The following is a 13,859-nucleotide window of genomic DNA, read 5'->3' as shown; positions in this document are numbered from 1 at the left end:
CATGACCACGGTGAAGGAGCTGACCACCCCGGGCCGGACGATGGTCATGGGAATCCTCAACGTCACCGAGGACAGCTTTTCGGACGGCGGCAAGTGGCTGGACCGCGACGCCGCCATCGCGCACGCGAAGGACCTGGTGGCACAGGGGGCGGACATGATCGATGTCGGTGCCGAATCGACCCGCCCGGGTGCCACCCGCGTGGAGGCTGACCTCGAAGCCGAGCGCGTGAAGCCGGTCATCGCGGCGCTGCACGCGGAGGGAATCCGCACGTCGGTGGACACGATGCGCGCGTCGACGGCGCTTGCCGCAGCCGAAGCTGGCGTAGACATGATCAACGATGTCTCCGGCGGCCTGGCCGACCCTGACATGTACCGCGTCATGGCGGAGACCGGCTTGCCGGTGTGCCTCATGCACTGGCGGACCCTGAATGGCGGTGAGTTCGGCAACGCGGCCGGTGCGGCTGATCACGGCGGAGACGTGGTGGCCGACGTGCGCGACACCCTGAAGCGCCTGACTGACAACGCGGTCGACGCGGGTGTGGACCGCTCGCAGATCGTGCTGGACCCGGGCCTGGGCTTCGCGAAAACCGCCGCCGACAACTGGGCTCTGCTCCAGGCGCTGCCGGAACTCATCGCAGGGGACCTGCCGATCCTCGTCGGCGCCTCCCGCAAGCGCTTCCTCATGGAAGTCCGGGCCAACCGCGGCTTGGAAGCGAACCCGGGCCTGGCGGATCCCGCGACGAGCGCGGTGACGGCGATCAGCGCGCACCTGGGTGCATGGGGCGTCCGGGTGCACGAAGTCGATGTGTCGCGTGACGCGGTCGACGTCGCCGCCGCATGGCGCCTCGGCGCAGACTACGCCAGCACGCAGAACACCCCAGGAGGTAGCATTGGCTGACCGCATTCAACTGACCGGCATCCAGGTCCACGCGAACCACGGTGTCTTGCCGCATGAGACGGAGTTCGGCCAGCCGTTCACCGTCGACATCACCTGCTGGCTCGACTTCGCGGCCGCTGCAGCCGGGGATGATCTGACACAGACCGTCAACTACGCCGCGCTGGCGCAGCTGGCCTTAGACATTGCGGGCGGCACCCCGCGCCAGCTCATCGAGACCGTCGCTACCGAGATCGCCGACGCCGCGCTCGCCGAGTTCACCCAGCTCCACGCCATCGAGGTCACTGTGCACAAGCCGCATGCGCCTGTGGGCGTTGCGCTTGACGACGTCGCCGTCACCTCCCGCCGCTCCCGCAAGACCGCCGCGTCCATGCCAACGATGGTGCGCCCCAGCACCCCCGGCGCGCCTGGACACGCAGGCACCGAGGAGGCCTGACCGTGATGCGCGCTGTCATTTCCACCGGGTCCAACATGGGGAATTCGCGCGCGCACCTGGCCAAGGTGGCCGAGGACTTCGCCGCTGAACTCGTGGAGGCCTCGAGCCTCTACCGCACTCCGCCGTGGGGTGGGGTGGAGCAGCAGGACTTCCTCAACCAAGTGCTCATCGTTGAGGTCGAGGAGTCGCCCGAAGAGCTGCTCGCCCGCTGCCAGCGCCTCGAACGCAAAGCGGGCCGCGTGCGCGACGTCCGCTGGGGTCCGCGCACGCTCGACGTGGACATCATTGCGCTTTTCGACGACACCGGCGCCCCGATCACCCGCGACACCGAGACGCTGACCGTGCCGCATCCCCGCGCTTTCGAAAGAGCCTTTGCGTTGGTGCCGTGGAGGGAGGTCGGCGGGGACGTCGATAAGCATCTGGCTGCGCTCGCCCCCGCGGAGGTCGCCGAGGTGCGGAAGGTGGAGCCGTGAAACGCACCGACATCGCAGCTCTCATCGGAACCGCGGGGTTCTTCGCCGCGGCCGCGCTGATCCTGGTGCGTCGCTTCTACGGCTCATGGCAGACAGTGTCCATCGTGTGGGCGTTGCCGTTGTGGGCGGTCGGCGCGCTCTGCGTCTTCCTGGCGGTGATGGTGCGCCGCCGGCGTGATGAGGGCCGCGTGGGCTTGGACCGCTCCCAACTCAACCCAATGATGGTGGCTAACTTCCTGGTGATTGGGAAGTCCGGCGCCTGGGCAGGTGCGGTACTGGGCGGCTGGTTTTTGGGTATCACATTATGGGTGGTGCCGCGGATAAATATGCTTGCTGCGGCAGAGGCAGACGCGCCCGGGGTGCTCGCGGGACTCGCAGGCGCAGTTTTCTTAAGCGTTGCTGGTGTTATTCTTGAGCGTTCCTGCGAAGTGTCGCCACCTAATGAGGGTGAAGGTGCGGGTTAAGGTAAAGGGCATGACTGAACAGGCACGACGGACCCGATCGCGCGACGGGGGCAATCTGTGGATGATGCTCCTCATCGCATTGGCACTGGTTGCGACTGTGATCATGCTGATCAGCGATTCCTCCGTCTGGCTCCAGGTCGCCCTGCTCGCCGCCCTATGGGCCGCAATCCTCGGTTTCTTGCTGGTCACCCGCACGCGACACGACCGCGACGCTGCCCAAGCGCTTCTCGACGCTGAGCGTCGCGAGCACGCCGCCGAAATCGACGCCCTCAACGCCCGCAATGAAGCCGCCCGTGCCGCCGAAGGCCTCCCGCCTACCACCGCCGATGCGGAGATCTTGCGCGAGATCCGCGAGGAGCTAGCGAACCTGCGGGCACAGCTTGAGGACCTCTCCGGCCGGGAATTCGGCTACGAGCCGGCTGCCCTCCAAGCCGAAGCGCGGCGCGTCCGCGAGATCGAGTCACGCACCAGTCACGTTGTCCGCTCCGAGGCGCAGCAGCAACCGCCGCGGGCTCACGCACAGCAGCAGCGCCCAACGCAGCAGCACCCGCAGTCAGCACAGCAGACGCCGTCCCGCCGCTGGCAGGGCCCGGGTGCAGAGGATGACACCTCCCGCATCGAGCCGGTCCGCGTCCAGGAGCAGCCTGAACCGCCGCGCGCGACCGCGCGCCAGACTGGCCCCGGCTCCTCCTCTCTGTTCGGCGCGCCGTCCTCGGATGCTGTCGCCGGCCGCGTCGGATCGCACCGCGCTCCGGAGGGCCGCAATCCGCTGACCGACCTGATCCGCGAGCGTCAGGAAGAGATCGAGCGCGAGCAGGCTGCGCGCGAGGCGCAAGAAAAGGCTGAGGCTGAGCGCCGCGAGCGCGCAGCCCGCGAGCAGCGCCAGCGGGAAGAAGAGCAGCGCCGCCAGCGCGAAGAAGCACAGCGTCAACACGAGGCGGAGCAGCGCCGCCAGCTCGAGGAGGCCCAGCGCCGCCAGCGGGAAGAAGAGCAACGTCGCCACCGCGAGGAGCTGGAACGCCGCCAGCGTGAGGAAGCGGCGCGGGCGCAGGAGGCGCAGCGGGCTGAGATGGAGGCTCGTGAACGTCGAGAAGCGGAAGAACGTGCCGCCGCAGAGACCCGCAGCGAACGAGATGAACCGCGCGGACGTCGCCGCGCAGACGAGCGCGGCGATGGATCGCTGACCGTCGCTGAGCTGCTCGCGCGCAGCAGGGGCCAGTAATGCCAGCACCGCGCCTGCACGTCGGGTATATGGGCAAGACTGACCTGGCCGATGAGTTGGCTCGTGTCGGGCACCGGACCACTCCGATTACCGGTGGGGAGTCGCTGGAGCCGTTCGACCTCATCGTCATCGAGCAAGTCTGGTGGGCCATTCCGGTGCTTGCGGAGGGGATGTCGCAGCGGATCCGCAAAGGTCAGATGGTGCTGCACACCGCGGTGGAGACCGGGGTGCAGGCGCTCGATCCGTTCGAAGTCAACGGCGCGATTGTCATGGCGGCGCACCGGGTGTGGAAGAACTACTGGGTGACCTCGGCGGCGGATGAAGTCGGCGAATCCGTGGTCAACCTGCTCATCAGTGAAATCGGCGGCAACGTGACACTGATTGAGGACCGCCAGCGCCCGGCGATCAAGGCCGCCGAGCGGATGCGGGCGCTGTCCTACGAGGTGAACATGGATGCCTACAACATCCTGCGCCGCAACATTCGCGCGATCGAGCCGGACGCGGTCGAGTTCTGGGGCCCAGAGGATGAGCCCATGGCAGACACGATCGACGTCGAAGAGCTCGAGTCGATTTACGGCGCGATTGAAAGCACGGATATTGCGACCTTGTACGCCGCGTTAGAGCGCCGCTACGCCTCGCGCAACAAGCTTGCGGACCAAGAGTTGTGGGCGCTGGGCAAACGCCCGATGTAGGCCCGGCATCCGCTGGCCCGTACGCTTGGGTCCCATGACGTTCACGCCGGGCACAGCCACTGTTGTCACCGATCCAGCGCGGCTGGCCACCTACGGCCGCGCGTTCCGCAAGACGGGCAAGCGCGTCACGCTCGTCCCGTTGGGGGAGGGCATTCACGCCGGCCACATTTCCCTGATTCGCGCCGCGAAGTCGCTGCTGGGCAGCATGGTCATAGTCACCTACTCCGGCGCGGAGGTTCCCGCAGACTTCGCCCGCGAGGGGGTGGACGTGGTCTTTCACGGCAGCTTCGATCCGGCGGTGCGCATCACGCCGCAACTGGACCATCTCGAGGACCCGGACGCGATCGCTGGTGCCGTCACGCGCACTGTCGCTGCGATGAACGCCACGCACGCGACGGATGTGGTGGTCGGGGAGAAGGATTTCGAGGAGCTCGTCGCGCTCCAGCACGCAGTCACCGCGCTGCGCATGGAGGTCCAGCTGCATAGCTTGCCGACGGTTCGTGCCAGCGGCGGCATCGCCATGTCACTGCGTAACGAGCATGTCGCACCGGAATCCCAGGACGCGGCCCTTGCCATTGGCGCTGCGTTGACCGCCGGTGCGCATGTCGCCGAAGACGGGCCGGAGCGGATCCTGCAGACGGTGTCGGGAGTGCTCGAGGCTGGCGGTGTGACCCCGGAATATGTGGAGCTGCGGTCGCTCGCGTTCGGCCCAGCGCCAAGTGTTGGGGATGCCCGCCTGCTCGTCGCTGCGACCGTGGGTGGGGTGCGCTTGATCGACAACGTCGGTGTGCCGGTCGGAGTGGGTTTTAGAAACCTTGACGCGTAAAACGCCGGGGTATGTTTAATGCATGCCCCACCATGATTTCTATTCATCCCTCGGGTTGGACCGCGACCGCGATGCTGCGGGTCTCGCCGCGACGATCGACTGGCGGCTTGCGGACAGTAACATCAGCCCCGCCCAGCGTGATGAGCTGCAGGTAGCCCAGAAAATCCTGGGTGACGAACGCCGCCGAGCGTTGTACGACGCACGTTTGGACGACCCGACCGCGCCGACCATCGACGTCGCCTCCCTGCGCGAACTGGCCAATATCGATTTCGGCCCGGCCGAGGCTGGCGAGGCGGCGGACGAGACTGCAACCACCAGCATCCCCGTCGCACCGGCCCCGGCGGCGGAGCCTGAAGCGCCGCAGGCCTCAGCCGATGAGGAGCCTAAGACGGAGGTCAAACCCAAGCCGAAGCAGTACTACCCGGACACAGACCCGAATGCTGAGGCAGTCAGCCCTGTGCAGCAGTACCCGGTCCAGTCATATCCGGCACAGTATCCGGGCCCGCCGCCGGGGTATTACCCGCCGCAGGTGCAGGGCGCTGACAAGCCCCGCCGCGGAAAAACAGTGCCGGTAATCCTGGGTGTTCTCCTGTTGCTCGGCGCGCTGGGTGCCGGCGGTTGGTGGTTCTGGAACAACCAGAGTGAGCCCTGGGAGCCGGAGGACCAGGTCATCGCTGACGCGTTCCCGCGCATCATCGGGGAGGAGAACGGCCAGCGCGGCTGGTTGGGGATGCGGTGCACGTCCAAGGAACCGGAGGAGGGCCAGGACGCCCGGATCCGCTGCGCCGACAAGCAGCTCGGCGTGAGCGTCATGGACTACGGCACGGTGGAGGCTCGTGACGGGATGCTTCCGGATGCGGATCCGGTCGTTCTCACCCAGGGTGAGTGCGAAGTGCACTCGTACGAACGCGCGGGTCAAAGCCCGCCGGCTTATGTCCTCGCGCCGCAGGGGCAGGATGGCCAGTTTCTCCTCGTGGTCAACGGTGAGGACGCAGAGAACAAGCGCCTCCACCTCAATATGTGCGATAAGACCCGCGAGTGACTGAGCGCTGATTCTGGACGTTGCCTGACTACTACTAGTTTCATGTAAACGACTACGGTAGGAGAGCGTGACTACCCAGGACCTTTCAGAGCAGCAACAGATCCGCCGCGCGAAGCGTGAGAAGCTCCTTGCACAGGGGCATGAGCCGTACCCGGTCGTTGTCGACCGCACGACGTCGCTGAAGGACCTGCGTGCGAAGTACTCCACCGCTGAGGGGGAGCTCGCGCTGGAGCCGGGTGAGGAGACGCAGGATGAGGTTGCGGTCGCAGGCCGCATCATGTTCCAGCGCAACACCGGCAAGCTGTGCTTTGCGACGCTGCAGGAAGGTGACGGCACCCAACTCCAGGTCATGCTCTCTCTGGCGGAGGTCGGCGAGGAGTCGCTGGCGAACTGGAAGGCCGATACCGACCTGGGTGATATTGTCTCCGTGCGGGGCCGGGTCATTGCGTCGAAACGCGGTGAGCTGTCTGTGATGGCGAGCAGCTGGCACATGGCGTCGAAGGCGCTGCGCCCGCTGCCGGTCGCTTTCGCCGACATGAATGAAGAGCAGCGCGTGCGTTACCGCTACACCGATCTGATCATGCGTGACGATGCGCGCAAGAACGCGCTGACCCGCATCAAGGTGATCGCTGCGCTGCGTAAGTACCTCACGGGCCTGGACTTCGTTGAGGTGGAGACCCCGATGCTGCAGACTCTGCACGGTGGTGCCGCTGCGCGTCCGTTCGAGACGCACTCCAACGCCCTGGACATCGACCTGTACCTGCGCATCGCGCCGGAGTTGTACCTGAAGCGCTGTGTGGTCGGCGGCATTGATCGCGTCTTCGAGATCAATCGCAACTTCCGCAACGAGGGCGTGGATAGCTCGCACTCGCCGGAGTTCACCATGATGGAGACCTACCAAGCGTGGGGCACCTACAAAGATGGGGCGGAGACCATCAAGGGCGCCGTGCAGTTCTGCGCGCAGGAAGTCTTCGGCTCAACGACGGTGACGCTTGCCGACGGCACCTCCTACGACCTCGGCGGCGACTGGAAAGTCCTGGAGATGTACCCGTCCCTGAATGAGGCGCTGGCGCGGAAGTTCCCGGGTCAGCCGGAGGTGACGATCGACTCCACCGTCGATGAGCTCAAGGGCATCGCCGCCGCGATTGGCCTGAAGGTTCCGGAGAACGCGGGCTGGGGCCACGGCAAGCTCGTCGAGGAGATCTGGGAGGAGCTGTGCTCCGACCAGCTGTATGAGCCGACCTTTGTGATCAACTTCCCGGTCGAGACCTCCCCGCTGACCCGCGACCACCGCGAGAAACCGCGCGTGACCGAGAAGTGGGACCTCTACGTCCGCGGCTTCGAGCTGGCTACCGGCTATTCCGAGCTGGTCGACCCGGTGATCCAGCGCGAGCGTTTCGAGGACCAGGCCCGCCTGGCCGCCGACGGTGACGACGAAGCCATGGTTCTCGACGAGGACTTCCTCGCCGCCATGGAGCAGGGCATGCCGCCGACCGCCGGCACCGGCATGGGTATCGACCGTCTCCTCATGGCCCTGACCGGTTTGGGCATCCGTGAGACCGTCCTGTTCCCGATGGTGCGCCCCGAGGCTTAAACCACCTCGCGGCTCGCGCCGAAAAGCACCTCTTTGCAGGGAGAACCGGGTTAGTCTGAGCCCATGCGCTCATTGACCCGCTCCGTGGCCGCCGTGTGCGGTGCCCTTCTGCTCGCCGTCACTGTTGTCGGCTGCTCCAAAGAGGGGGAGGAAGAGCCGGGATTCTCAACCGTGTCACCCTCCACCACTGAGGAAGCCGCGGAAGAGGAAGACATTTCCGCTACCCAAGAGAATTCCAAAGAGTCTGCACCGGAGTGTACTGAGGCCGCGCTCGAGCGAGATCTCGGTGAAGGAAACGCGCTGGGGTGGACAATCCTCGAGTGCGAGGGCGACTTTGCGTTTGTTGCCCACAAGTCCAGCGATTACCTGGTCCCGATCATCTGGGAGAACGGGGGATGGAAGGTGATCCCGGAAGACGGTCAGCTTCAGAATGCGTTGTTGTCGGGTTGCTACGACCAGTCAACTGTGGACAGGCTGGGCATCGGTCCGAAGGTTCGGTCCCACATGTACAACTGCGCCACCGGCACCACGTTCGATAACGACGCTGTCCCCGCCGACCATGCCGAGTACATCACGTCGGTTGGCCTCGGGGAAGCTATCTTCCCGGTCTCCTATCCGAAGTGCGATGGTCGCTACATCCTGATCCTGGATTCGATCGTCGACGATCCGTCGCTCGGCGACACTCGCCAGCGGCTGACCGAAGCTGTCGCTTTCGTCGGGCCCGACGGTGAGGAGGGCAAGGAGTTCACCGTGCCCGGCCAGTGCGATTCCTTGCGCAAGCAGGTTGACGGCCATGACATTTATCCCGTCTACCTGGATTTCGGGAAAGACAAGTCCGCGGCGTGCTCAGCGAAGTCACGGTACGGCGGTAACGTCCGCCCGCTTATCGACGGCGACTTCGCCTCGGGCAACAACCAATCGGTCGACGAAGCCCGTCTTGCTCTCGATCCCTGCTAGAGCGTGCCGGTGGGCGTTCCCGAGATGGGATATTGTCGCAAGTAGTCACTTTCAAACGGTCAGCGATTCAAGAAAGGTTCTCCCCATGAGCTCCATGTGGAACGGCTACCCCTATGGCCAGCAGTATGATCGTGATGGCCTGCCTGTCACGGGCGCTCACCCGGGTTACGAGAGCTACGGTTACGGTCAATCCCCGCAATATTTCTCCGAACCGTATGCGCAGGAGCATTACGTCCAGCCGGCGTATCATCCGCCGGCACCGTACATGGCTCAGCCGTATCCGTACGCCGTTAAGCCGAAGAACAAGGTCATCGCTGCTCTGTTGTTCTTCTTTCTCGGGGAGTTCGGGATCGGAAACTTCTACATGGGGCAGACGGGCCGAGGAGTAGCAAAACTGGTCCTTCTTGCCGCGACCTTCTTCTTCGCGATCACGATCATCGGGCTCGTCGTAGCTATCCCTATGGGCATTGCGTTAGCGATCTGGCCGTTGGTGGAAATGATCTTGGTCCTCACTGGCGCGGCGGGCTACGACCGCGACGGTAATGGTGTGCCCTTGGAGTAGGGGGCATGTCGGCAGGGTCACACTTACCGAAGTGTGGGGAGTGATCCCCTCCTTCGGCTGAGCATGGAGTCGGCATTGAATACGATGAGAACTGTTGATCCCGTGACCGAGAAAGGTGATTGCTGTCATGCCCCACTACAACCTGTACAACGCGGTCGGTTCTGACCGCTCGAAGGACGCTGCGTCCTTGGCTGCTGAGTTGGATCAGCGCATCGCATCCGGCGTCGCAACTAACCCTGGCGGCATCGAGGAACTGAAGATCGCACGCAGCATTCTCGGCGACCCGCAGCGTCGCGCTATGTACGATCAGCGTCTCGACGACCCGACCGCGCCGGACATCGACGTTGCTGCACTCCGCGAACTCGCGGCTCTCGACACGACCGGTGGTGCTGGACAGGCGGGACAGGCCGCTCCGACTGCACAGCCGGGGCAGCCGCAGTACGGGGCAGGCCAACCCGGGCAGCCGGGTCAGCCGGAGCAAGGCAAGTTCGCCAATGTGTCGGCCGCGAAGCAGAACTTCTCCGAGAAGTTCAATCCGGTTGTGACGCGGACGCGGTCGGAGTTCAACCGGTCGTCGAAAAGCATTGTTGCCGCAACCGCGCTGCTGACGGTGCTTACGATGCTGCTGGTGTGGGGCCTGATTGCCCTGGGCTCGTGGGGTTTCTCTGAAGAGCGGAAGGTGCGCTCGAAAGCGAACGAGTTCCTCAACATGCGCACCGATGCTGAGACCGAGCAGTGGCTGGTGGAGAACGCGGCGCCGGATTACCGTTCCGACATGAAGGATTCCCTCGAGATTGGCGACGACTACTCAGGCGTGGATAACGAGTTCGACGCACGCGATCCCCGTGCAGGGCGAGTGACACCGGGCACCGAGTTCGCGGAGATCTTGTCCTACTACGACGAAGACGCCTACAGGGCAGAACTTGAACGCGAAGGCATGAGCGAAATGTACTTTGTCGCTGTCGACAACAAGGACGGGACCGCCACGGGTGGCATCCTGCTGTTCGGCATCATCGACGGAAAGCCGAAGCTGCTCGGGATCGATCACACGGATATCGGCGACTACTACCTGGACTTCTAAGTCCTACCCGGTCGAGGTGACACATGACTGACCAGTCTTTCGAGCAACTGTTGAAGGAACGGTACGCGCTCGCGCCCGTGGGTGATCCGATCGAAATCGGCGGTGCGGAGATCTACCGGGTGCAGAACTCGTGGGGGACGAATCGTGCCGAGGTTGAGGTATCTCAAGAGGAGGTACCGGAGTTCCAACGCGAGGACGTTGCAGACCTTGCTGCGTTTGCACAGTGGAACTCCCACCAAGCGGTGGTGACGCTGCGCGACATCGGGCTGACGAGCGACAACAAGCTCTACGTCGTCCGCGATGTCGCCGAGGGCACGCCGATGCCGCAGGTGGTGGCCAACCGGATGCAGTGGGGCAACCCCTACAGCCGCGAAGAAGTCGCAGCACTTCTCGGTCCCGTGGCCGACGCGGTGGACACCTTCAACTCTTCCGGTAAAGCATCGTGGGTGTCCCGGGCGCTGGATCCTGACAACATGCTCCAGCAGAGCGACGGCCAGATCAAGCTCGCGCAGGTCGGCCCGGTGGTCGATGACGGTGACGTGAGTGCAAAAGAGAACCGCGAGAAGCTCGCCGTCTTCGTCGGTGAATTGATGGGTGCGCCGGTGGACCGCACGCTGCTCGCTGAAAGCGAGAGTGCTGCCGACTACCTCAACCGTCATCTCTTCCCAGAGTGGCAGGCAACTGCGCAGTCTGAACCGACCCCTGACGCAGCCGAGGGAGACAACTGGGGCCGTGATGCCGCGCAAACTGAAGTTCCCACAACGTCGTGGGCGGCTGTGCCCAATGAGTCCACGACTGCACCCGAAGTGCAGAAGGGCGGCGGCAGCACTCTCGCGTACACCAGCTCCGACTGGGAATCCGACTCTGACTACGACGCTACATACGAGCCTCAATACGAGGCAGAGGAGCAGCAGCCGAAGAAAAATGGCCCCGGCAAAGGCATTGCGCTCGCGCTTGCCGGCCTGTTGCTTCTCGCCGCAGCTGGTGCCGGTGGCTACTGGTGGTGGACCAACAACGGCAAAGGTGAGCCGTGGTCCGGCCCCGAGGCCGAGATCGCCGAGGCGTACCCGGACATCGTCTCCGAGAAGGATGGCGGAAAGGGCTGGCGCGGTCTGACCTGCCAGTCGGTCGAACCAGAGGGCGACCAGAAGGCGCGGATCCGCTGCGCCGACAGCGAGCTCGGGGTGTCGCTCATCCAGTACGACTCCCCAGAGGACCGCGACGCCGCGCTCCCGGACTCCGACTTTGATGTGCTCGAACGCGACGGCTCTTGCCAGATCCACTCCCACCAGATGCCCGATGAGGAACCGCCCGCCTTCTACCAGGCGCCGCAGGGCGACAAGGCGTCCTTCCTCGGCGTCATCTACGGCGAGTCGGCGAAGGAAGATCGCGCATACCTGAACCTCTGCTAGCGCAGGGTTGCAGGATTAGCGGCAGATAGGGATGTGGAAGCGGGCGTCATCGGCGTCCGCTCCATTGAGCACGACCGCTGCGAAGTCGCGAGGTGCCGACGGCACCACCACGAATGTGCCGTCGCTGCCCGTCAAACTGCCGGTGCGCATCCGGCAAGAGCCAGCTTCGAACGCTCCCATGTCGTCGGAGGGGGTGAACCGCTCGCGGTTTTCCGACGTGCCAAAGTCCGCGATGACGTACACCAGGTCGTCGCCTCGGCAGACGATCTTGGCTTGCTGGCCCTCATCGGGCTGCGCGCTAGCGCACTTGGTGCCGCGCCATCCTGCCGCATTGTTGTGGCTGGGCAAAAGGCCGGGGAAGGCGTCGACAAGCACGCGGTCCGCACTACTCCAGGAGCGCTGGGTCTGGAACCACACAGCCGTACCGGCCCCTCCGACAACCAGCACCAGCGCTAGCGCCGCAATGGCGCGCGCCACGCGGTTTGTGCGCTTGGTTGGATCGTAAGCAGCGCGCTCCGCCGCCGTTTGCATGGTTTTGGTCAAGCCACGGCCGCCCGATTTCGCTAGCGCGCGGAGGAATTCTGACGCGGAATCGTACCGCTCACCAGGGTTGTTCGACAGGGCACGGGCGAAAACGTCGGCGGCCGGCACGTCGCGCAGCGCCCCCAGATCGCGGGACCCGCGCCACGCCTGTCCGGACATGGTTGAGCGCAGGGTGACCCCGGAAATCATTTCCAGTGCGATGAGCGCGAAAGCGTAGTTATCACTTGCCGGGGTCGGCTGCGGCGCCGACCCGTTGCGGAACGCGCCCGCGGAGAACAGTTCCGGCGCGAGGTACGCGTCAGTCCCGATAATCGTGCCTTCCTGCGTCAACCGCGTGTCATCGGCGATGTAGGAAATCCCGAAGTCCGTCAGCACCGCCCCATCCGGAGACATCATGATGTTCGCGGGTTTCACATCGCGGTGGACGATGGGCTTGCGCTCAGAGTGCAGAAAGTCCAGCGCACGAGCAATCGGCGCGAGCTTATCGACGGTCGCCGCCACCCCGCACCCACGGCCCCGTCGAGAAGCGAGCGCCTTGTCCAGCGACTGTCCCTCGATGAACTCCATCACGAAGAAAGGGATGCCGGAGGCAGTGATCGCGCCGTACTCGACACGCACGATAGCGGGGTGCTTCAAGGCGGCCATGGTGCGCATCTCTGAATCGAAACGCATCCGGGCGGTGGGATCGGCGATGAGGTCGCGCGACATGGCCTTGACTGCCACAGTGCGGTCCAAGTGGCGCTGGCGGGCGCGGAAGACCGTGCCCATGCCGCCGCGGCCGATCATGCTCTCGATCTCGTAACCGAGGCCTGCGAGTTCGACGACGAACCTGTTGTACTCCGCGGAGTTCAGCGGGTATTCGGCTGCGGTCACCGGCGCACGTCTTTCTGGCGAACGTCATGCGCGTCGGGCTGGGTGAAGTGCTCGGAGGCGTACTGCGCCAGTTGGATGCGGCGCGGCACCTGTGTGGGGCCGCGGCGGAACTCGGGCACACCGGCGCGCTCAAGAGCCTCGACGATGCGCTGCATGCGCTGGTTGGTCTGCTTTGGGGTCCACCCCAACTCCGCGGCGAGCTCCTCGTTGCTGGGCACGACTAGGTGCGGTTCCGCGGAAGGGTCCTTCCACAGCGGTTCAGCCAGGGCAAAAAGGAGGCGCTGCTGCTCATAGGACGGCTCGAACTGCTCGGCTGTGAACGGTGCGTCAGGAACCGGGCCAAGGTCCGGGCTGCGACCAGCAGCAGCGTTGACCAGAGCGATCTCATAGGCCATGTTCTTCGTGTCGAACGTCAACGACACCTCACCCGGCGGCAGCGGCAATGTCGCCCCAGGTGCCAAGCGTTGGGGACTGAACCGGTTGCTGCCGCGCGCAATGATCCGGGCGGTGATGAAAGAGCCGGTGTTCTTGATCATCCACGCACCACCGGTGTTCCAGATGTGCAGGAAACGGCGGTGCATAGCGGGGTCATCCTCACCGACGGGGAATGCCGCGGCCCGGCCGAGTGTGAGTTCGCGGTCGGGGGAGAGGGAAATGGCGTGGCCGACAAGGTCGTCGATAAGCAAATGCCCCTTCGGCAGCACGAGCCAGACTCCTTTCACGCGATAACGGACACCTTATCTGGTGACTGTATCGCGCGCGCCTGGAGCAAGCGTTCGTTAGACGA

At 64.8% G+C, this 13,859-nt stretch carries 15 protein-coding genes; 13 read left to right on the top strand and 2 right to left on the bottom strand.

All coding sequences use genetic code 11. The annotated features are described in order from the left end of the window. Window position 1 precedes the first annotated feature (1 nt). The 13 genes from folP (at window position 2) to KBX07_RS09365 (ending at window position 11,656) form a co-directional block, all read left to right on the top strand. A complete protein-coding gene (gene folP / locus KBX07_RS09425) occupies window positions 2-898 on the top strand; it encodes a dihydropteroate synthase (protein ID WP_256023922.1) in 897 nt (298 codons plus the stop codon). Next, a complete protein-coding gene (gene folB, locus KBX07_RS09420; protein WP_256023920.1) occupies window positions 891-1,331 on the top strand; it encodes a dihydroneopterin aldolase in 441 nt (146 codons plus the stop codon). The genes folP and folB overlap by 8 nt, the downstream gene beginning before the upstream one ends. Before the next feature lie 5 nt (window positions 1,332-1,336). Beyond that, window positions 1,337-1,804 carry a 2-amino-4-hydroxy-6-hydroxymethyldihydropteridine diphosphokinase gene (folK, locus tag KBX07_RS09415; RefSeq protein ID WP_256023966.1) on the top strand — a complete coding sequence of 156 codons (468 nt, stop codon included), beginning with the start codon at window positions 1,337-1,339 and terminating at the stop codon, window positions 1,802-1,804. Continuing rightward, on the top strand, window positions 1,801-2,268 hold the full coding sequence (locus KBX07_RS09410) for a DUF3180 domain-containing protein (RefSeq protein WP_255995593.1): 468 nt from the start codon (window positions 1,801-1,803) through the stop codon (window positions 2,266-2,268). The genes folK and KBX07_RS09410 overlap by 4 nt, the downstream gene beginning before the upstream one ends. A 10-nt stretch (window positions 2,269-2,278) precedes the next feature. Next, window positions 2,279-3,490, top strand: a complete 1,212-nt coding sequence (locus KBX07_RS09405; protein ID WP_256023918.1) for a DUF6779 domain-containing protein — start codon at window positions 2,279-2,281, stop codon at window positions 3,488-3,490. Then, entirely contained in the window at window positions 3,490-4,182 is a 693-nt protein-coding gene (locus KBX07_RS09400; RefSeq protein WP_256023917.1) for a hypothetical protein, read from the top strand. Before KBX07_RS09405 ends, KBX07_RS09400 begins: the two co-directional genes overlap by 1 nt. Before the next feature lie 34 nt (window positions 4,183-4,216). After that, complete coding sequence (locus KBX07_RS09395; protein WP_256023915.1) at window positions 4,217-5,008, top strand: pantoate--beta-alanine ligase; 792 nt, start codon at window positions 4,217-4,219, stop codon at window positions 5,006-5,008. 22 nt (window positions 5,009-5,030) lie between these two features. Continuing rightward, the gene (locus KBX07_RS09390) at window positions 5,031-6,050 is read left to right on the top strand and encodes a hypothetical protein (RefSeq protein ID WP_256023913.1); all 1,020 of its coding nucleotides are present in this window, start codon (window positions 5,031-5,033) and stop codon (window positions 6,048-6,050) included. Window positions 6,051-6,117: 67 nt separating this feature from the next. Further along, a complete protein-coding gene (gene lysS, locus KBX07_RS09385) occupies window positions 6,118-7,644 on the top strand; it encodes a lysine--tRNA ligase (protein ID WP_255998425.1) in 1,527 nt (508 codons plus the stop codon). Between the two features lie 63 nt (window positions 7,645-7,707). Then, a complete protein-coding gene (locus tag KBX07_RS09380) occupies window positions 7,708-8,601 on the top strand; it encodes a hypothetical protein (protein WP_256023912.1) in 894 nt (297 codons plus the stop codon). Between the two features lie 85 nt (window positions 8,602-8,686). Then, window positions 8,687-9,163, top strand: coding sequence for a TM2 domain-containing protein (locus KBX07_RS09375; RefSeq protein ID WP_256018967.1), 477 nt, complete (start codon window positions 8,687-8,689; stop codon window positions 9,161-9,163). Window positions 9,164-9,290: 127 nt separating this feature from the next. Further along, a complete protein-coding gene (locus KBX07_RS09370; protein WP_256023910.1) occupies window positions 9,291-10,244 on the top strand; it encodes a hypothetical protein in 954 nt (317 codons plus the stop codon). 23 nt (window positions 10,245-10,267) lie between these two features. Continuing rightward, window positions 10,268-11,656, top strand: coding sequence for a hypothetical protein (locus KBX07_RS09365; RefSeq protein ID WP_256023909.1), 1,389 nt, complete (start codon window positions 10,268-10,270; stop codon window positions 11,654-11,656). 15 nt (window positions 11,657-11,671) lie between these two features. On the opposite strand, the gene KBX07_RS09360 is transcribed toward KBX07_RS09365, so the two are convergent. Both KBX07_RS09360 and KBX07_RS09355 read right to left on the bottom strand, forming a co-directional pair. Next, window positions 11,672-13,072 (bottom strand): serine/threonine-protein kinase, encoded by a 1,401-nt coding sequence (locus KBX07_RS09360; RefSeq protein ID WP_256023907.1) that lies wholly within the window; start codon window positions 13,070-13,072, stop codon window positions 11,672-11,674. Continuing rightward, window positions 13,069-13,794: a hypothetical protein gene (locus KBX07_RS09355; RefSeq protein WP_256023905.1), complete on the bottom strand. Its 726-nt coding sequence runs from the start codon at window positions 13,792-13,794 to the stop codon at window positions 13,069-13,071. The genes KBX07_RS09360 and KBX07_RS09355 overlap by 4 nt, the downstream gene beginning before the upstream one ends. Between the last annotated feature and the right edge of the window lie 65 nt (window positions 13,795-13,859).

The organism is Corynebacterium sp. CCUG 70398 (genome assembly GCF_024454055.1).
GTDB lineage: Bacteria > Actinomycetota > Actinomycetes > Mycobacteriales > Mycobacteriaceae > Corynebacterium > Corynebacterium genitalium.
This window is presented reverse-complemented; position numbering and strand designations above follow the sequence as displayed.